Raw genomic sequence first — 17,970 nt, 5'->3', positions numbered from 1 at the left:
CATATGTTTCAACGAGCAAACACGCTAAAAATCTCGGACTTCGACTCTATTCGCCTTCGTCTGGCTTCACCCCAAACGATCCGTTCGTGGTCTTATGGAGAGGTGAGCAAACCTGAGACGATCAATTACCGCACGCAAAAGCCGGAGCGCTCCGGACTCTTTGCCGAAGAGATTTTCGGACCATCGAAAGATTGGGAGTGTTACTGCGGCAAGTACAAGAAGATTCGCTACAAGGGAATTGTCTGTGATAAGTGTGGGGTGGAAGTCACCCACTCCATTGTCCGACGCGAACGCATGGGTCATATCGAGTTGGCCTCGCCCGTCTCGCACATCTGGTTTTTGCGCGGACTACCGAGCAAAATCGGCACGGTGCTGGATCTGTCGGTCATGCAGCTTGAGAAAGTGATCTACTTTGCGCAGTTCATCATCTTGGAAGTGAACGAAGAGGCGCGCGAACAGACGATAGAACAAGTGAAGAGCGAATACAAAGCAAAGGTACGCATCATTGATGGCGAATTCAAGCGCGACATGGAACGATTGCAGGAGAAGTTTGGCGACGATACGAAGAAAATTGCCGCCGAGCAGAAGAGCCTGGAGAAAATTCGCGATACAAAGATGGAGGAGCTTGAAGAAGATTTCTTGAAAGTGGACCGCGAACTCAAGGAACTCCGTCCGCTCAAACTCATCTCCGAAACAACCTATCAAGACTGGTCGCTCAAGTATGGGCATATCTTTGATGCGGGGATCGGAGCCGAAGCGGTGCAGTCGCTTTTGTCTCGGGTGAACATGAAAGAAACGGCCAAGGCGCTCGAAGGGGAAATTGTCGATGCCTCGACGGCGCGCAAGGACCGTCTGATGCGCCGCTTAAAACTTCTCCGATCGCTTGAAATCAATGGCATTGAGCCCGGTTGGATGATTTTGAATGCGCTTCCCGTAACGCCGCCGGATCTGCGCCCTATGGTGCCGCTTGACGGCGGACGCTTTGCAACGAGCGATTTGAACGATCTGTATCGCCGTGTCATCAACCGCAACAATCGTCTGAAGCGTCTGCGAGAACTTCATGCGCCGGAAGTCATCGTGCGCAATGAAAAGCGCATGCTCCAGGAGGCGGTGGATTCGCTCATTGACAACAGCGCACGCCACTCAAAAACAGTTATTGCCGCCACCGGCCGCAAGCGCCAATTGAAGTCGCTTGCCGACAACCTGAAAGGAAAACAGGGTCGTTTCCGCCAAAATCTTCTTGGGAAACGCATTGACTATTCCGGCCGCTCCGTCATTGTGGTGGGGCCGCATCTGAAACTCCATCAATGCGGGATTCCGAAAACCATGGCGCTCGAACTCTTCAAACCGTTTGTCATCAGCAAGCTCATTGCCCGCGAATACGTGCACAACATCCGCAGCGCTAACCGCTTTATTGAGGCGGATCATCCGGAGGTGTGGGACATTCTGGAGGAAGTCGTGGCCGACGCGCACGTGCTTCTTAACCGCGCACCCACACTTCACCGTCTTGGTATCCAAGCGTTCAAGCCGCTCCTTATTGAAGGAAAGGCTATCCAGATTCACCCGCTTGTGTGTGATGCCTTCAATGCAGACTTCGACGGAGACCAGATGGCGGTGCACGTTCCGCTTACGACCGAGGCCAATCGTGAGGCGCGCGAGCTCATGCTTTCTACGCGCAATCTCTTGAAGCCTTCCTTTGGCGGGCCGGTGGCCACGCCAGGAAAGGACGTTGTATGGGGTATCTACTACATGACGTCGTCTACCGAAGATGCGGGCGACGAAAAAACCCTTCCTGTTTTTGCAGACAAAACCGAAGCGGTCTACGCCTATCAGGCCAAACACATCGGGTTGCGCCAGTGGATTCGGCTGCGTACGTCGAGCGGCGAGCTTCTTACCACAACGATTGGTCGCGTGATTGTTAACGATGCGCTCCCCGCAGAAGTGCCGTTTCAAAACAAAACGCTTGCGAAGAAAGAATTGGCAGCTGTCATTCGTGACAATATCGAACGACATGGATTCGAAAACACCGCGGAGCTTCTCGATAGTCTCAAGGAAATGGGGTTTGCCTATATTACGAAGTCTGGGTACTCGTGGGGCATGGGGTATCTTCCTACCATCAAAGAAAAGACGGAGCTGATCGAAGAGGGGGACCGCCGTGTGCGCGAGGTGGAAGATTATTATGCGCAAGGGCTGTTGACGCACAACGAGCGGCATGAGGCTGTGGTGAAAATCTGGACCGAAATCAAAGATCGCGTGGCAGACCTTGCCCGGCAGAGCCTTCCTAAAGCCAATCCCGCCTACACCATGATTGACTCCGGTGCTCGCGGTCAGTGGGGGCAATTCACGCAGATGGTAGGCATGAAGGGGCTTGTGTCCAATCCGTCGGGAGAAATTATCGAACTACCCGTGAAGTCTTCCTTTAAAGAAGGAATGGGCGTGCTTGAATTCTTTATCTCAAGTCACGGAACGCGCAAAGGGTTGACCGACACAGCGCTTAAGACGGCAAACGCCGGATATCTCACGCGCCGTCTTGTGGATGTGGCGCAAGATGTTGTGGTACGCCGCGAGGACTGTGGCGATACTGAGGGTGTGCACCTGACGAAAGTGGAATCGGATGAAATCGGTGAGCCGCTTTTGGTGCGCATTCTTGGGCGCATCGCTCTTAGCCCCGTTAAAGTCCCGGGCGGGAAAAAAGTGTTGGTCGCTGCAGGGGAGCTGATTACGGAAGATCATATACGCGCGCTTGAGGGAGCCAGCAAAGACCTCGAGGAAGCGCACGTGCGCTCGGTTATGACCTGCCGAGAACGCCGCGGGATTTGTCAGAAGTGTTACGGGTACGATCTGGCCTACAACAAGCTCGTCAATTTGGGGACAGCCGTAGGTATCATGGCCGCACAGTCCATCGGCGAGCCTGGCACACAGCTCACGATGCGCACCTTCCATACGGGAGGTGTGGCCGGGAAAGATATTACGCAAGGTCTTCCGCGTGTGGAAGAGCTGTTTGAGGCGCGCAGCCCCAAGCGTAAGGCCATCATGACGGAAGTATCCGGCAAGGTGACAATTGAACGTATCGAAAAAGACATACAGGCGGGAGCGAAAGCGTCTGCCGAACCTCGCGCCGGACAGAAGATTGTCCGCGTACACTTTAACGGCATGGGAGAAAAGAAGTACACCGCGGGCCGTGGCGCAAAAGTGAAAGTGGCGGACGGCGATAAGGTGAAGGCTGGCCAGGTGATCATTGAACGCAGCGGCGGGGAACAAATCGAGGCAGAGGCCTCCGGTTTGGCAAAGGTGATACGCGGTTCGGTGACGCTCATCTTTGAAGCAGAGCACGAGCGTGAATATTTGGTGCCGCCCGGATACTCTCTTCTTGTGAAGGAAGGTGACGAGGTCGCGGCAGGAGATGCGCTTACGGACGGGGGACTTGATCTACAACTTCTCTTTAAGCACCAGGGGCAAGCGGCTGTGCAGAAATATCTCTCCAAAGAGATTCAATACATCTACGCCTCGCAGGGACAGAAGCTCAACAACAAGCACGTGGAAATCATTATTCGCCAGATGTTCTCACGCGTCCGTGTGGGAGACCCGAAAGGAACGGATCTTCTGCCGGGCGAAATTGTGGAGCGAGCGACGTATCTTGATGCAAACGAGGTGGCCGAGAACGGGGGTCAGGAGATGGCCGTGGTGGAGCCGCTTTTCCTCGGAGTGACGAAGGTCTCGCTTTCCACCGAGTCATGGCTTTCGGCCGCATCCTTCCAAGAGACGGCACGGGTGCTTATCAACGCGGCCGTGACGGGGAAAGTGGATCGGTTGGAGGGACTCAAAGAGAACGTGATCATCGGACGGTTGATTCCGGCTGGGACAGGGTTCCGTGACCGCGGCAAGCTAGTGGAAGAAGAGGTGGAGGAAGCCGTGCCCGCACCCTCAGAAGAAGGGAAACCCGACATAATTGCACTGGAGGCGGAGCTTGCAACATCGCAAATAATTATCGAGCCCGGCACTGTCAAAGGATCAGCGGAAGAGTAGAATAAGGGCATGGCACGTCATTCACATTGGCACAACATACAAATTGTTAAGGGCAAGGCTGACGCTGCACGCGCGAAAGTGTTTACGAAGATGGCGAGAGAGATCACGGTAGCGGCGCGCGAAGGCGGCGGAGATCCCGCGAGTAATGCTCGGCTCAAAACCGCCATTGCGATGGCGCGCGACGTGAGCATGCCTAAAGACAACATTGAGCGTGCGATTGCTCGCGGGGTTGGCGGAGGATCGGAAGGGAACGTGGAGAGCGTGCGCTACGAGGGATTCGGTCCTGGAGGGACAGCATGGGTTGTCGTGGCGCTTACGGATAACCGCGCCCGCACGGCGGCGAATGTAAAAATTATCTTCTCCAAACACGAGGGAAGTGTCTCTGACCCAAACGCGGTCATGTGGATGTTTGATGCATCTCGCGGCGAGGAGGGAAAGATGGAATATACGGCGAAAACGCCCATGAAGGTAGACACAGATACCACAAATCAAATTCGAGATCTTGTGGAGGCGCTCGAGGAGGATGACGACGTGCAGGACTATTTCACCAACGCTGAAGAACCCGTATGACGATCTTGGGGATTGATCCAGGATACGGCAGATGCGGATTCGGGGTGATTGAAGTTAAGCGGGGAAAGGTAAAGGTGAAAGATGTAGGAGTCTCCACGACACGCGCGGGAGGGGAGATAGGGGGGCGCTTGGCAGAGATCATTTCCGATCTGGAAGAACTGATTGACCACCATAAGCCGACGTCTGTGGCGATAGAGAAGCTCTACTTTACCTCCAACGCCAAGACGGCAATGCACGTAGCCGAAGCGCGCGGAGCAATTCTTCTTACGTGTGCCCGCAAAAGGTGCCGAGTGGTGGAGATGACGCCGGGGCAAGTAAAGGTGGCGGTGACGGGGAACGGACGGGCAGACAAGAAGGCGGTAAGCCAGATGGTGTGCCGTCTGTGCGAATTGAAACAGACGCCCCAGCTTGATGACGCCTCCGACGCGCTTGCTATTGCTCTCGCTGCCGTGGGGTTTGTACAACACTAAGTGTTGAAGATATGCCGATGGCTAATCCACACACGGTTCTCCAGCGGTTGAGGAAGATATACAAAAAGACCGACGAGACGTTTGTTCGATGGAGGACGCCGCTTCAGCTTGTGATTGCCGTCGTTCTTTCTGCGCAGTGCACAGATAAGCGAGTAAACATGGTGACGCGAGGGTTGTTTGCAAAATATAAGAGCGCAGAGGACTATGCAAAGGCATCTGTGCCAGCCCTGCGAAAAGAGATTCACTCCATCACCTTTTTCAATGCAAAAACGAAATATCTCAAAGGCATTGGGAAGCGGCTCGTCGGGGCTTATGGGGGGAAGGTTCCAGCGAAGCTCGAGGACCTTCTTACACTGCCGGGCGTTTCGTATAAGAGTGCGCATCTTATTTTGGCGAAAGCGTTCGGTATCTCTGTGGGAGTGGCGGTGGATACGCACGTGCAGCGCGTGGCGCCGCGGTTGGGGTGGACAAAGGAAAAAAAGAACCCACGAAGGATGGGGAAAAATTTGGACAGACTGTTTCCCCCAAAGGATTATCTCGACGTCAATGAGTTTCTTATCATGCACGGTCGAGCTATCTGCAAGCCACGGCCGCTGTGCGAGACGTGCCCTCTCAACGATATTTGTCCGACGGGGAAAAAACGCCTCGGCGCTTAGATATGCGGCGAGATATTTTTACAAGCGGAGAATGCCGGCTCCTGCAGTCACTCTCCACGCCTGCAAAGGTCCAGGATTACGTGAATGCACTGCCGTTTAACTTTGAACGGCAGGCGGATACGTGTCGTTCGCCTCGCGGAGTGATGCGGCATAAAGAAGCGCACTGCCTAGAAGGAGCTATGTTTGCAGCGCTTGCGCTGCGGTTTCACGGACATCGCCCGCTTCTTTTAGATCTTGAGGCAAGCGGAAAAGATGACGACCACGTGGTGGCGCTATTTCAACAACACGGTTGTTGGGGGGCGATCTCAAAAACCAATCATGCCGTGCTTCGCTACCGCGAACCGGTCTATCGCACACTGCGCGAACTGGCTCTCTCGTATTTTCACGAATACTTTCTGCAAAAGGGTGGCAGGAAAACCCTGCGTACGTTCTCGCGTCCCGTGTCGCTTACGCGGTTTGATAGGAAGAATTGGATGACGAGCGAGGGGGATGTGTGGTTTGTGCGCGACCATCTTTATACGATTCCCCATACCCCTCTGCTCTCGCGCTCACAAATTGAAACTCTCCGTCCCGCTGACCGCATAGAGCGCTGTGCGGGAGAGGTAACAGAGTGGTAGAATCAAGAACCTATGGATCAATTCATTCAGGAAATTGCGCGTGAGGCAGGAGGGATCGTCCGCCCCTATTTTTTGCATGCAGGAGTGAAGTACACGAAAAATAATGATGAGCACGACGTCGTGACGGAGGCGGATCTTCGGTCAAACGATCTTCTTGTGTCGCGGATTCGTGCGGCATATCCGGCGCATGGCATTATCTCGGAAGAGGTTCCAAAGGAACAATGGGAAACAGATCGTGAGTACACATGGATCCTTGATCCTTTGGACGGTACAAAGATGTTTACTATAGGGTGGCCGCTGTTTGGAGTGATGATAGCTCTTGCACATAAGGGGGAGATCGAGATGGCAGCGATCTATTTTCCTATGACAGGTGAACAGTTATTTGCGAAACGTGGCGGCGGAGCTTGGCTGAATGGAGCGCAGATAAAAACAAGTTCGCGGACGGCGATCGAAAAGAGTTGCGGAAGTTATTCTGATTGGTTTGGTGGGTGGCGTGGAAAAGAGGAGGCGGTGGCTCGCTCTCTCCGTTTCACGAAAGAGATGTATGTCCACGAGTTTGTCGGCATGCATATCTGGTCTATCGCCCCTGCGATTAAATCCGTCGCGGAAGGGAGGCAGGATTGGATGTTTAGTGTGGGGAGTTGGTGGGATTTTGCCCCAGCAAAAGTCATTCTTGAGGAAGCTGGGTGCATTGTCACAAATGGCGACGGCGAGCCGCTTGTGCCGGGAGAGGCCAAAGGAATTATTGCTGCAAATCCCGTTCTTCACCCGCAGATTCTTGACATACTCAGTCTTTAGGGTGGTCATGACGACACCGAGTGTTGTCATTGCAGGGCAAAAGTATCCAGATAATAGCTAAACTTAGAGGCGTTTACCCCTTTATGAGTTCTTTTTTACAACACCGAGTGTTGTAGATTAGTCGACTCCCCTAACAAAAGAAACCATGTAGATGGTTTCTTTTGGAGCGGGTAGCGGGAGTCGAACCCGCATCACCAGTTTGGAAAACTGGGATAATAGCCGCTATACGATACCCGCAGGCAGGGGAGAGTGTAACCGAACTTGTGAGAGAGAGCAAGGGCTACAGAAGCACTGTTTGGGCAAGGCCGAGGAAGACGAGGAAGCCGACTACGTCCGTAGCGGTGGTGACGAAAATCGAGGACGAGAGGGCGGGGTCGTAACCTAGACGGCGGACTACCAGCGGAATAATTGCGCCAAAGAAACCGGCATTGATATGATTGATGATAAGAGCAACGGCGAGGATGATGGCAAAGGTTTTATCTACGCCGACGAAAAGGGAAAACCCGGCAGCGACGAGGGCCACAATGATGCCGTTTAACAGTCCCGCGAACAACTCTTTCCAAACAAACCGCGCAGCGTTCTTCCGCGTGATTTCTCGAAGGGCAATCCCGCGCACAGCAACCGCGATACTCTGTGTGCCAGCGTTTCCTCCCATACCGGCGACAATCGGCATGAAGGCAGCTAACATCACCATCTCTTTGAGAGTGGATTCAAACAGGGAGACGGTGAAGGTGGCGAGAAATGCGGTGGCAAGGTTCAAGACAAGCCACCGGTGACGCATAGAGATGGCGCGCCAGACGCTGTCGGTGGCATGCTCCTCATGCACGTTGGCAAACGCGGCGAGTGATGCCGAGCGTTCCTGCGCAAAACGGTGCAGGAGATCTTTGGCATGGACAATCCCGATGGGGCGTCCCTTCTCATCTAGCACCACCATGCGGTCGCGTCGGGCCTCGGCCGCCGCATGGAGTACATCTGCGCGCGGGAGGTGTTCGGGAAGTTGCGGAATCGGGTGCACGAGTGATCCAATGGCTGTGGAGGTTGAAGCATGGAGAATGTCGGCAATGTCCACGACACCCACGAGCTTCTTTTTTCGATCCACAGCCAGAATGCTTGGGACCACCTCGTTTTTTTTCATGGCTCGGCGTATTTTCTCGGCCACACTTTGGTGTCCTGCATGCAGATCCACGACAATAAAATTCGCATCCATGATGTGCGCTGCCGTCTCGCGTGTGATACTCACCTCCTTCCTCCTTTTCATATCACGCCTATTCTATCACACATTATATGGGTGCATGCCCGAGTCTTGGATTGTCTCTAAGTGGTCACTAAGAGGTCACTAAGAGAGAAATTTCTATACAAAAACACCCTCTTGAGTGGATGTTTTTGTGGTCGGGCCGACAGGGCTCGAACCTGCGACCTCCTGGTCCCAAACCAGGCGCGCTACCAACTGCGCCACGGCCCGACATGGGCGCACTGTATCAGAGGTTTCCTAGAATGGCCAACGCAGGCCGTCGGAGTAGGGGAGCCGTTCGGCAAATTCATGCTCAGCAGAAAACTCCGTAAGTGTCATGCCTGTCTCGAGGAACCCCTCTTTAAGTTTCAGCGCCTCGAGCGTCTTCGGCCCTACAGACCAACGCCTCCCGGTGTCACTCACGTACCATGTTGAACCGAATTCGTCCCGTACGTAGCTTGTTCCCGGGTATCGTACTCGAGTAATGGGTTCCCCTTTGGTGTAGCGAGCAAATAGCACTTCTGGCACATCAATGACACGCTGCGCCCAATTCTTCCCGTACAACTTTTCTGCGATCTCTTCTGTGTGGATCCAGCGCAGGACCCCGCCTGTTGCAACGGCATAGACTTTCGGGCTTGCCTGGATCTTCACAAGGTACGTTCCGGGTCTCACATAGACATTCTGCGTAAGCGGCATAGCCGTATAGGATCCCGCACCGACGTACTCCGTACCGGAAAATTCCAAGCTCCATGAGTCAAAAACAGCCTCGTTTGGGATCACGTGGCGATTGTTTCGCGCATCGAGCATGTACACGATCTTGTCGGTGTCGGTGGCATCATTCCAGTCATCCACGAGTTTCACGATGCGTCCGCGCAAGGGGTCTTGTGTCACGACCTCTACCGGCTCGGTACTTTCCTGTTCCACTGTTTCTCCAGACGACACGACCTGTGCCGCCTCGACAGCATCTATGCGTAGCGTGAGTCGCCCCGTGTTGTAGATCACCACGTAGCGGTAAGGGGTGGTTCCGGAATACTCAAACACCCACGAGTTTGCGATGGGAGCATAGTTTCCCTGTGAGAGGAGGAGATTGCCATTGGCGTCCAGCAAATCAACTATGACTTGGACTTGCGGGCTGAAGACGGCGTAGTGGAGCGTGAGATTTCCAAGCCCTTCCTCACCTCTCCCAAGATCAAGCTTCAGGGAACCGCCTCCGGACATATTGTCCGAAAAGACGTTGTCAGGAGCGCCGAGGGCTGCTTCCGAACTTAGGAAAAAGTTTTGCCCCTCAACGACCGTGTCAGCATAGCGGTCCGGTTCTTCCGCAAAGGCGGGAAGTGCTAGGAGGGACAGAACGAAGGAAACAAGAAAAAGTGGCAAGTTCTTCATATGCGGAGGATTATAACAGAGCCTAAAAAAGAGGGGGAGGGATAAGAAATTGAGAAGCACCCGTTGGGGTGCTTGAAGAAAAAGGAGATACTGACCGGTCTAGCTGCAGGACATGCCCGTGCTTGAGACTGAGGTCTGGTCGTAGACGCTCTCGAAGGGAGCGTACGTGAACCCGATGGAGTTGCCCAGTGGGTCACGCAAGAGGACCGAAGTCCGAGTCCGAGAGTCCTCCCAGGGCACCACCTTCCAGAAGCTCGGATGCGACTGGAGCGCCTCGAGGGTCTGCGGCGGGGCATCGATCTCTGCGTGCCCTGCGGCAGCGAAGACCTTGTCCATCCTCGCCTCGTCGAGTTCCGGGATTGGCGGTTGCGGACGATAGGTGAGGATGGTCGGGTGGAACTCGTTTCCTACCTGCAGACGCCAGCCGTCGGCGCATCCGTCGATGTCTCCGGGGCGCTTGACGAAGCGGACCTTGTAGCCGAGACTCTCCCACCATGCCCCCACGCGGGTGAGCTTGGCTGGGGGACTCCCCCCGTCCTGGTCTGGAGAGTAGAAGGGGAGTCCTGAGTGGTGCAGGACAGAAGAAGTCTGCATGGGATTCCTCCGTGGGTTGCCGCCACACCTTACCGGAGCATTTCATACGCGTCAACAAAACCGCCAGAGCCTCTTGGCTCGCATTGATTATACAAAAAAACAACATCGTTGGATGTTGTTTTTTGGTGCCGGGGGTCAGAATTGAACTGACGACGCCAGGCTCTTCAGGCCTGCGCTCTACCACTGAGCTACCCCGGCATGGTGGGCGTGGATGGACTCGAACCATCGACCTTTACATTATCAGTGTAACGCTCTAACCACCTGAGCTACACGCCCCCGCCCATTTTTAGCCGCTCAAATGTATCATGGCTCATGCATTTATTCAAGTCCCCGGAAAACGAAAAACAGGCCTTTTTCCTGTTTTTTCATTCCATTAGATTCTTTGTGATCATAACGTCAACCCCTGATTAGTTCTTTCGAACTTGATCTCGACCAAGGAAAAAATCCTTAGAAAGGAGGTGATCCATCCACAGCTTCCGCTACGGATGCCTTGTTACGACTTAGTCCCTATCATTGGTCCTGCCTTCCGCCGCCCTACGGCGACGTTCGGGCATTACCAACTCTCTTGACTTGACGGGCGGTGAGTACAAGACCCGAGAACGTATTCACGGCGCCGTGGCTGATGCGCCATTACTAGCGATTCCGACTTCATGAGGTCGAGTTGCAGACCTCAATCCGAACTGGGGCCGGCTTTTGGGATTAGCTCCACCTTGCGGTTTGGCAACCCATTGCCCCGGCCATTGTAGCACGTGTGTCGCCCTGGACGTAAGAGCCATGCTGATTTGACGTCATCCTCGCCTTCCTCCCTGTTGCCAGGGCAGTCTCCCGTGAAAAACAACACGGGACAAGGGTTGCGCTCGTTACCCCACTGAAGGGTACACCTCACGGCACGAGCTGACGACAACCATGCAGCACCTATTCAGCACCCTCGAAGGCCGCCCGACTTTCGTCAGGCCTGCAGCTGAATTTCGAGCCCAGGTAAGGTTCCTCGCTTACCGTCGAATTAAACCACATGCTCCACCGCTTGTGCGGGTCCCCGTCTATTCCTTTGAGTTTTAGTCTTGCGACCGTACTTCCCAGGCGGAATGCTTAATGCGTTAGCTTGTTTCATCGGCACCGAGAGGGTCGATACTCCCGATACCTAGCATTCATCGTTTACGGCGTGGACTACTGGGGTATCTAATCCCATTCGCTCCCCACGCTTTCGTCTCTCAGCGTCAAGGCCGTCCCAGCACACTGCTTTCGCATTTGGTGTTCTTGTCGATATAAACGCATTTTACCGCTACACCGACAATTCCGTGTGCCTCTTCCGGCTTCAAGTCCGGCCGTTTCACTCGCGGTCTCCAAGTTGAGCCTGAAGATTTAACAAGTGACGCACCGAACCGCCTACAGACGCTTTACGCCCAATAAATCCGGACAACGCTCGAGGTCTCTGTATTACCGCTGCTGCTGGCACAGAGTTAGCAACCTCTTATTCGTCGGGTACCGTCATTTGTTCGTCCCCGACAAAAGGTGTTTACAATCCGAAGACCGTCATCCACCACGCGGCGTCGCTCCTTCACACTTTCGTGCATTGAGGAATATTCTCGACTGCAGCCACCCGTAGGTGTCTGGGCCGTGTCTCAGTCCCAGTGAGCCGGGTTGTGCTCTCACACCCGGTACCCGTCGTCGCCTTGGTGAGCCGTTACCTCACCAACAAGCTGATAGGACATAGGCCCCTCTCGCAGCGCCGGAGCTTTACAAGGGAATGACTTTCGTCCCCCCTTGTCCATCGAGAATTAGTCCGCCTTTCGGCGAATTATGCTCGACTGCGAGGTAGGTTGCCAATGTGTTACGCTCCCGTTTGCCACTCCCCGCATTGCTGCGGGGCGTTCGACTTGCATGCCTTAGACACGCCGCCAGCGTTCGTCCTGAGCCAGGATCAAACTCTCAGATATACCCCTCTTGCGAGGGATCTGCTGTTTGAGCTTTCGCTCTATACTCTATAAAGGAATTATTATCTTGGTGATAATCTCGGGCGGCCCGAAGGCCACGCGAGGACGTTATGATCACACAAAATCTAATTGGTTTCGTAATGCTATAAATTGTGAAAGTTCTTACGTAGCGGGCGTAGTGTACCGGAGGCGAATATGCCTGTCAACAGGGGATTTCCAGATTCTTTCCACCCTCCATTAGACGTTGCGAGTATGGCCTTTCGTCTGCTTCTGGCGCCAGTGGGTAATTTTCTCGTGGTGGCCGGACAGAAGGACGGTCGGCACACGTAATTTCTTTATTTTCCGGTCTTTTTTGAAAGGATAGACCTCCGGCCGGGTGTACTGGGGATACTCGAGGACGCCCGGAGTATCGTGGGACTCCATGGTGAGGGAGGCCTCTTTTCCTAGCACGCCAGGAATAAGGCGGGTGATGGCATCGATCATGGCGAGGGCAGGGAGTTCGCCGCCGGTGAGGACATAATCGCCGATGGAGAGCGCCTCATCTGCCAAGTGTTTTTCCACGCGGTGATCTACTCCCTCGTAGCGTCCGCACAGGAAAATGAGCTGGTCGTATTTTGCCAGGCGCTTTGCGTCGGCTTGCGTGAACCGTTTCCCTGAAGCACTTGTAAGAATCACCCGCGCATTTTTTCTCTTCAACTTCTTCAATGCTTGATCGAATGCTTGAATACCCATAACCATGCCCGGTCCACCGCCAAATGGCTTGTCGTCCACCTTTTTATGTTTTTTGTCCGGACTCCAATCCCGCAAATTATGGGCCGCAATACGTACAAGTTTTTTTTCCTGCGCTCGCCCCAGAATGGAAGTCTCGAGATAGGGCGTACAAACTTCGGGAAAGATTGTCAGGATGTCAAAAGATTTCATACGACAAGGGTGGGATAGTGTTTTGCGCGATGGTCTTCAAGAACGCGCAGAATATCTTGGTTGCCGTTTTTTTCTGCATGTTTCATTTCTCGTTGCATCCCCTCTTCGGTGGAGAGGCGCTTGGCCATCTCTTGGCGCAGGATCTCGAAAAGATTCTCCCCCTCCTCTCCGGGCATGCTCTGTGACGACACCAGCCACCGGTAAAGTTGATCAATAGGGAGGTCTGGGATCGCCTCCTTTGTGGGAGGGACATTCTCGGTTTCTTTTGCGGGGGCTGATTCCTGGGGCGGCGTTGTGCCAGCGGCTTCCGAACCCATGAGTGTGTGAGCAATATCTCGGAGCATTGCTTCCTCAAAGTCCTTTCCATACTTTTTGTGTGTGGCGACGAGGATGTCGAATTCTTTCCGGAAGCGTTCTCCCGGCGGCCGTGCGGAGAGTTCGGTACGATGGACTACCCCATGATTCAGGAGGTCGCTCTCCATTTTCGAAAGTTTTGAAGCGAGATCAAGTTTTGGGGCGAGATCTTTAAGGAGAGTTTCTGCAACCCAACGCTCGCTTGCGTCAGAGGATTTCAGACGTGCAGTGAGTTCGTTTGCCATGCCCCACGTGCGTTCGTACTCCAACCGCTCTGCGTCGAGCTCACGAGCTTTTTCCGCCGCGTCATACCGCGCGCGCTTTGCCTCGTCTATCTCTTCTGGTTCAGGAGTAGCTGGGACGATGTTTTCTTTTGATACGGGTGCCGGGGCAGATGTGTGGGTCTCGATGGGTACGATCGGAGGCTCCTCTTTTGGCAGCCGCGCATCCTCCTCTGTACGCATGGCTTCGCGTTTTCCCAACTCCTGTTCGAGCGCCGCACGTTCCGTCGGATCTTCTGTGCGGTCGAGCTGCTCCAACTCGTAGCGGATCGCCTTATGCTTGGCAAAGAGCGCTTCCTGCTCGGGAGAGAATCGAGGCACAGCATCAATTTCTGTCTCAATATGTTTCAAACGAGCCTCGAGCGTTTCACGAAGTGTCTTGGGCCCTTCAACCTTTTTCGTTTCGCCCTCCTTCTTTTCTCCCTGCTTGAGGACTTCTTCGAGACGCTTGTCCTGCTGCTTGGCGTCCTCAGAAATCTCGGCCACCTTTCGTTGGTAGGTCTCGATGATGGATGCTGCTTCTGGGGCCTGCCGTCTGCGTGCAAGCGTCTGCATCACCCCCACATGCGTGAACTTGCGTGCTTCAAAATCTCGCCGTGCGCTTTCCCGCTCCGCTTGCATGGCTTCCACCATTTCCGCCACCGTGTGCTCCAAAGCAGAGGGCTCTTCATTCTCGCGGGTTACCTCATTGAGCTCTCGCCCACGTTCAAGAGATCGTGTGTCATCCATACAGAGCGAGGAGTTCTTTTCTCTTGAGAGGGATCTCTGCTTTATCCATTTCTTCGATAGCTTCTCGAAACGCTCCGGATTCTTTCTCGCGTACGGCCTTCATGGAATCGCGGAAAGTTTGGCGTGCCTCTTGTAATTGTTTGCGGACATCGTTCATAGCGACTCCATAATAGCAACTTTGCGCATCAAAAACCACCTCCCGAAGGAAGTGGTTTTCTTTTGCGGCGACTTAGATACCCAAGTCATCGAGGTCAGATGTGTCGGCAGCGGCAGGAGCCACTGGCGCAACATCCTCACGGTGCTCACGTCGCGGCGGCCGCGATCCTTCTGGCTCGTAGATCTTGAGGTTCACGCGCGCGTTGTGCTTGGCCCCCACAATTTTGAGAAGTGTGCGTACCGAGCGGGCGGTCTGCCCTTCGCGGCCGATCACGTAGCCCATGTCGGTTTGGTTCACGTGCAAGGTAATGAGGACGCCGCGCTCATCCACGGTGCGCTCGGTCCGGACGTCATCGGGGTTATTGACGATCGCCTTGATCACGTATTCAACAAACTGCTGATCTTGCTCCATATGAAGATCTGAAAATAGATGAGTTATGTGCGCCGATCATAGCAAAACGCTCCTGGGCGGGCAAGCCGCAGGAGCGTTGATTAGGCGGAGGTCTCTGCTTTCGGCGCGGCCGCGGCCAGTTTTCCCTGGCGTTTATGGGAGATGCGCGAGGCCGTGCGTTTTTTGCTCTCCAGGAGCTTGAGGTCCACGAGCATATTGTGGACGCGGTCGGACGGCTGTGCCCCCTTTCCCAACCAGTAGGAGACGCGCTCGGTGTTGAATGTTTGTGCTTTAGAGCGCGGATCGTAGGTGCCGAGAATCTCCACATTCGTGCCCCACGGATCTTTGCCTTTTTCAACAGCAATCAAACGAAAGTAGGGTTGTTTGCGTTTCCCGATGCGTGAAAGTCGAAGCGTTAACATAGGTGGCAAGAGGGTAACGTACGCGAGCGGAGGTGTCAATAGTCGTTTTGCCTACCGCCGGGTAGCGGAGGTGGGGGCAATATCAGACAGATCAACCGACAAGAGCTGGCTTACGCCGTCTTCGTTCATGGTGACGCCGTAGAGGACGTCGGCTTTCTCCATTGTGGCGCGGTTGTGGGTGACGACAATATATTGTGTCTTTTTTGCCAGCTCCTCTAGGATGGCGGCAAAGCGGAGTGTGTTGGCTTCGTCCAACGCCGCGTCTACTTCATCGAGCACGACGAACGGAGCGGGGTTCGTTGCCATGATGGCTGCCAGCAAGGCAATGGAGGTGAGTGCGCGCTCCCCGCCGGAGAGGAGAGCCAAGGCTTTGAGTTTTTTGCCGGGAGGCGTGGCGTGAATATCGATGCCGACCGTCCGATCCGCACGTTCTTTTACACGAGCCTGCAGTTCCTTGAGAGCAGGCGAATCCATCTTTGCAAGCGACGCATCTACGTCACCCTCGTGCGCCTCCGCCTCTGGGTGTTCTGACCCTGTGGGGGCGATTTCTTCACGCGTCATCTTTACAAGCGAGCATGTTCCGCCACCGAAGAGCACCTTAAAATAGGTTTGGAAGTGTGCGTTGATGTCGCGGAAAGCGGCCTCGGACTGTTTGTGGATTTTTTCGTCGAGTTCATCTACGACGTGCTCGGTGTCGCGCATGGCGGCGCGGAGGTCTTTGATTTGTTCTTCCAGATGATTGAAGCGCGCCTCGGTCTGCTCGAACTCCGCTACTGTCTCTGGGTCAATGCCGCCGATGAGTTCGAGTTTGTACTTAAGCCGTTCAAGCTCTGCGCGCAATTTTTCCCGCTCCGCTGAAGTGTTGTGCGGAAGATCTCGACGGCCCAGGAATGCTTCGGCCGCGTCGTGAAGTTCCCCCTCGGCTTCTTGTCTTGCCCCCACGCGCCGTTCTTCCAGCCGCGCCACATGAATTTCCCGTTCGTGCTCTTTTGCCTCTGCTTCGTGCAGCGCATGTTGTGTTTCTCGGAGTTGCCGCTCCCCAGCAAAGAGGGCTTGGCGTTCGTCTGCCGCACGTGAGGCGTAGGCATCAAGCGCCGCCTCCGTGCGTTTCCGCTCGTGCTCAGCCTCTTCGATGCTCTTTTTGGTTTGAGTAAGCTTCCCTGCAAGTTCTTTATCTACCTCGACATCTTCCGGCGCCGGTCGTGTGAGTCGCTTGCGTAGTTTCTCACTCTGTCCGTGGAGCTTCTCGATGTCCGGCAGAAGCAGTTTCAACTCCTCCAGACTTTTCAAACCTTTCAAACTTTTTAGATCTTTTTCGAACTTTTTGCTGATTTCTTCCAGCTCCCCCAAAATATCCGCCAATGGCAAAGGCGCCCACGACGCCTGCGCGCGCACGCGCGCCAACTCAATCTCTTTTTCCAAACGATAGCGTTCCTCGCGCGCTTTTTGGACGAGTGTTTGTGCATCTTTGTATGCCCTCTGAAGTTCGGCGAGTCCGTCGGGCGCTTTGCCCGGCTTCTCAAGCGACGAGAGACTGGTTTCGAGCGTTGCGACGTCTTGGCGAAGTCTCGCCGCAAACTTTTCTGCTGCATCTAAATCTTTTTTCGCCACTTCCCACTCTGCCGTGAGCTCGCGCCATAGTCCGCCCAGATAGTTTTCGCGCACGCGGATAAGTTCCTGCTCGACTTCTGCGCGTTCGTCTAGACGACGACGCTGGCGTCGTAGAAGACGCAAGCGCGGTTCAATTTCAGCCATGATCATTTCCGTCTCGGCTAAGTTTTCGTAGGTGTGACGAAGTTTCAACATAGCTTGATGGCGCTTCATCTGCAGCGGCCGCACGCCAGTGGCGTCGTCAAAAAACTGCTTCCGTTCCTCGGGGCTTGCAATGAGGATGGCATCCACCATGCCCTGGCCGATCACGGAATACGAACGCTGGCCCACGCCGCTTTCGGCGAGAAGAAGCTGGATGTCCGCAAGGCGCGCGGGAGTGTTGTTGAGGAGATAAGCCGACTCGCCGTCGCGATAGAGGCGGCGTGTGACAGAGACTTCAGGGGTCTCAAGCGGGAAAGCGCCATCGCTGTTGTCAAAAGTGAGAGAGACTTCGGCAAAACCCCCGCGGCCTTTTTGCGCCGAACCAGAGAAAATAATGTCGGTAGATTCCTTGCCGCGCAGGAGCTTCAAAGACTGTTCGCCCATAGCCCAACGAATGGCGTCGGCCAAGTTGGATTTTCCCGAACCATTCGGACCCACAATGGCCGTGATGGGGGAGTGCCCCATAGCCTTTTTTGGTAAGAAGGCGAGAGTGGTTTTTGCGGCGAAGGTCTTGAAGCCTTGAAGCTCGATGCGCGAGAGGTACATATCGGCGATAGTGTATCAAAGCTTGTAGCTTGTAGGAATGCGAAAGCGACTCTTGCGAGTCGCTGAGAAAAAGGGA

The 17,970-nt window shown here is 54.5% G+C and carries 15 protein-coding genes, 4 tRNA genes and 1 rRNA gene; 6 read left to right on the top strand and 14 right to left on the bottom strand.

The annotated features are described in order from the left end of the window. Positions 1 to 3: 3 nt before the first annotated feature. From rpoC to HYW18_02390, 6 genes are read left to right on the top strand one after another with little or no spacing between them, the layout of a single operon-like run. The gene (rpoC, locus tag HYW18_02415; GenBank protein MBI2484976.1) at positions 4 to 4,026 is read left to right on the top strand and encodes a DNA-directed RNA polymerase subunit beta'; all 4,023 of its coding nucleotides are present in this window, start codon (positions 4 to 6) and stop codon (positions 4,024 to 4,026) included. 9 nt (positions 4,027 to 4,035) lie between these two features. After that, positions 4,036 to 4,596, top strand: coding sequence for a YebC/PmpR family DNA-binding transcriptional regulator (locus tag HYW18_02410; protein ID MBI2484975.1), 561 nt, complete (start codon positions 4,036 to 4,038; stop codon positions 4,594 to 4,596). Beyond that, positions 4,593 to 5,066, top strand: coding sequence for a crossover junction endodeoxyribonuclease RuvC (gene ruvC / locus HYW18_02405; GenBank protein ID MBI2484974.1), 474 nt, complete (start codon positions 4,593 to 4,595; stop codon positions 5,064 to 5,066). The genes HYW18_02410 and ruvC overlap by 4 nt, the downstream gene beginning before the upstream one ends. A 17-nt stretch (positions 5,067 to 5,083) precedes the next feature. Next, positions 5,084 to 5,722 (top strand): endonuclease III, encoded by a 639-nt coding sequence (locus HYW18_02400; protein ID MBI2484973.1) that lies wholly within the window; start codon positions 5,084 to 5,086, stop codon positions 5,720 to 5,722. A 2-nt stretch (positions 5,723 to 5,724) separates the two neighbouring features. Next, positions 5,725 to 6,339, top strand: coding sequence for a hypothetical protein (locus HYW18_02395; protein MBI2484972.1), 615 nt, complete (start codon positions 5,725 to 5,727; stop codon positions 6,337 to 6,339). A 12-nt stretch (positions 6,340 to 6,351) separates the two neighbouring features. Beyond that, positions 6,352 to 7,137: an inositol monophosphatase gene (locus tag HYW18_02390; protein ID MBI2484971.1), complete on the top strand. Its 786-nt coding sequence runs from the start codon at positions 6,352 to 6,354 to the stop codon at positions 7,135 to 7,137. A gap of 162 nt (positions 7,138 to 7,299) precedes the next feature. On the opposite strand, the gene HYW18_02385 is transcribed toward HYW18_02390, so the two are convergent. The 14 genes from HYW18_02385 to HYW18_02320 all read right to left on the bottom strand — a co-directional run bounded on the left by HYW18_02385 (position 7,300) and on the right by HYW18_02320 (position 17,894). Further along, positions 7,300 to 7,374: transfer RNA gene (locus HYW18_02385), tRNA-Gly, on the bottom strand. Between the two features lie 43 nt (positions 7,375 to 7,417). Then, the gene (locus HYW18_02380) at positions 7,418 to 8,395 is read right to left on the bottom strand and encodes a magnesium transporter (protein MBI2484970.1); all 978 of its coding nucleotides are present in this window, start codon (positions 8,393 to 8,395) and stop codon (positions 7,418 to 7,420) included. Between the two features lie 128 nt (positions 8,396 to 8,523). Continuing rightward, positions 8,524 to 8,599, bottom strand: a tRNA-Pro gene (locus HYW18_02375). Positions 8,600 to 8,626: 27 nt separating this feature from the next. Beyond that, on the bottom strand, positions 8,627 to 9,754 hold the full coding sequence (locus HYW18_02370) for a hypothetical protein (GenBank protein MBI2484969.1): 1,128 nt from the start codon (positions 9,752 to 9,754) through the stop codon (positions 8,627 to 8,629). A 99-nt stretch (positions 9,755 to 9,853) separates the two neighbouring features. Then, positions 9,854 to 10,348: a hypothetical protein gene (locus HYW18_02365; GenBank protein ID MBI2484968.1), complete on the bottom strand. Its 495-nt coding sequence runs from the start codon at positions 10,346 to 10,348 to the stop codon at positions 9,854 to 9,856. Between the two features lie 123 nt (positions 10,349 to 10,471). Further along, a tRNA-Phe gene (locus tag HYW18_02360) sits at positions 10,472 to 10,546 on the bottom strand. Position 10,547: 1 nt separating this feature from the next. Then, positions 10,548 to 10,624 (bottom strand) — tRNA-Ile (locus tag HYW18_02355). A 172-nt stretch (positions 10,625 to 10,796) separates the two neighbouring features. Beyond that, positions 10,797 to 12,281: ribosomal RNA gene (locus HYW18_02350) — 16S ribosomal RNA — on the bottom strand. Between the two features lie 238 nt (positions 12,282 to 12,519). After that, positions 12,520 to 13,203, bottom strand: coding sequence for a tRNA (guanosine(37)-N1)-methyltransferase TrmD (gene trmD / locus HYW18_02345; GenBank protein MBI2484967.1), 684 nt, complete (start codon positions 13,201 to 13,203; stop codon positions 12,520 to 12,522). Then, the gene (locus HYW18_02340; protein MBI2484966.1) at positions 13,200 to 14,567 is read right to left on the bottom strand and encodes a hypothetical protein; all 1,368 of its coding nucleotides are present in this window, start codon (positions 14,565 to 14,567) and stop codon (positions 13,200 to 13,202) included. Before HYW18_02340 ends, trmD begins: the two co-directional genes overlap by 4 nt. Beyond that, on the bottom strand, positions 14,560 to 14,724 hold the full coding sequence (locus tag HYW18_02335; protein ID MBI2484965.1) for a hypothetical protein: 165 nt from the start codon (positions 14,722 to 14,724) through the stop codon (positions 14,560 to 14,562). Before HYW18_02335 ends, HYW18_02340 begins: the two co-directional genes overlap by 8 nt. 72 nt (positions 14,725 to 14,796) lie before the next feature. Next, on the bottom strand, positions 14,797 to 15,135 hold the full coding sequence (locus HYW18_02330; protein ID MBI2484964.1) for a KH domain-containing protein: 339 nt from the start codon (positions 15,133 to 15,135) through the stop codon (positions 14,797 to 14,799). An 80-nt stretch (positions 15,136 to 15,215) separates the two neighbouring features. Then, a complete protein-coding gene (gene rpsP / locus HYW18_02325; GenBank protein ID MBI2484963.1) occupies positions 15,216 to 15,536 on the bottom strand; it encodes a 30S ribosomal protein S16 in 321 nt (106 codons plus the stop codon). 51 nt (positions 15,537 to 15,587) lie between these two features. After that, complete coding sequence (locus tag HYW18_02320) at positions 15,588 to 17,894, bottom strand: AAA family ATPase (GenBank protein ID MBI2484962.1); 2,307 nt, start codon at positions 17,892 to 17,894, stop codon at positions 15,588 to 15,590. Positions 17,895 to 17,970 lie beyond the last annotated feature (76 nt).

The organism is Candidatus Uhrbacteria bacterium (genome assembly GCA_016187485.1).
In the GTDB taxonomy this organism is placed as follows: Bacteria; Patescibacteriota; Patescibacteriia; order UBA9934; family UBA10169; genus JACPJO01.
This window is presented reverse-complemented; position numbering and strand designations above follow the sequence as displayed.

Bases quoted from the DNA above. Each gene is read 5' to 3' on its own strand.
- rpoC (MBI2484976.1), top strand. From the start codon at position 4: ATGTTTCAACGAGCAAACACGCTAAAAATCTCGGACTTCGACTCTATT.
- HYW18_02410 (MBI2484975.1), top strand. From the start codon at position 4,036: ATGGCACGTCATTCACATTGGCACAACATACAAATTGTTAAGGGCAAG.
- ruvC (MBI2484974.1), top strand. From the start codon at position 4,593: ATGACGATCTTGGGGATTGATCCAGGATACGGCAGATGCGGATTCGGG.
- HYW18_02400 (MBI2484973.1), top strand. From the start codon at position 5,084: ATGGCTAATCCACACACGGTTCTCCAGCGGTTGAGGAAGATATACAAA.
- HYW18_02395 (MBI2484972.1), top strand. From the start codon at position 5,725: ATGCGGCGAGATATTTTTACAAGCGGAGAATGCCGGCTCCTGCAGTCA.
- HYW18_02390 (MBI2484971.1), top strand. From the start codon at position 6,352: ATGGATCAATTCATTCAGGAAATTGCGCGTGAGGCAGGAGGGATCGTC.
- HYW18_02380 (MBI2484970.1), bottom strand. From the start codon at position 8,395: ATGAAAAGGAGGAAGGAGGTGAGTATCACACGCGAGACGGCAGCGCAC.
- HYW18_02370 (MBI2484969.1), bottom strand. From the start codon at position 9,754: ATGAAGAACTTGCCACTTTTTCTTGTTTCCTTCGTTCTGTCCCTCCTA.
- HYW18_02365 (MBI2484968.1), bottom strand. From the start codon at position 10,348: ATGCAGACTTCTTCTGTCCTGCACCACTCAGGACTCCCCTTCTACTCT.
- trmD (MBI2484967.1), bottom strand. From the start codon at position 13,203: ATGAAATCTTTTGACATCCTGACAATCTTTCCCGAAGTTTGTACGCCC.
- HYW18_02340 (MBI2484966.1), bottom strand. From the start codon at position 14,567: ATGGATGACACACGATCTCTTGAACGTGGGCGAGAGCTCAATGAGGTA.
- HYW18_02335 (MBI2484965.1), bottom strand. From the start codon at position 14,724: ATGAACGATGTCCGCAAACAATTACAAGAGGCACGCCAAACTTTCCGC.
- HYW18_02330 (MBI2484964.1), bottom strand. From the start codon at position 15,135: ATGGAGCAAGATCAGCAGTTTGTTGAATACGTGATCAAGGCGATCGTC.
- rpsP (MBI2484963.1), bottom strand. From the start codon at position 15,536: ATGTTAACGCTTCGACTTTCACGCATCGGGAAACGCAAACAACCCTAC.
- HYW18_02320 (MBI2484962.1), bottom strand. From the start codon at position 17,894: ATGTACCTCTCGCGCATCGAGCTTCAAGGCTTCAAGACCTTCGCCGCA.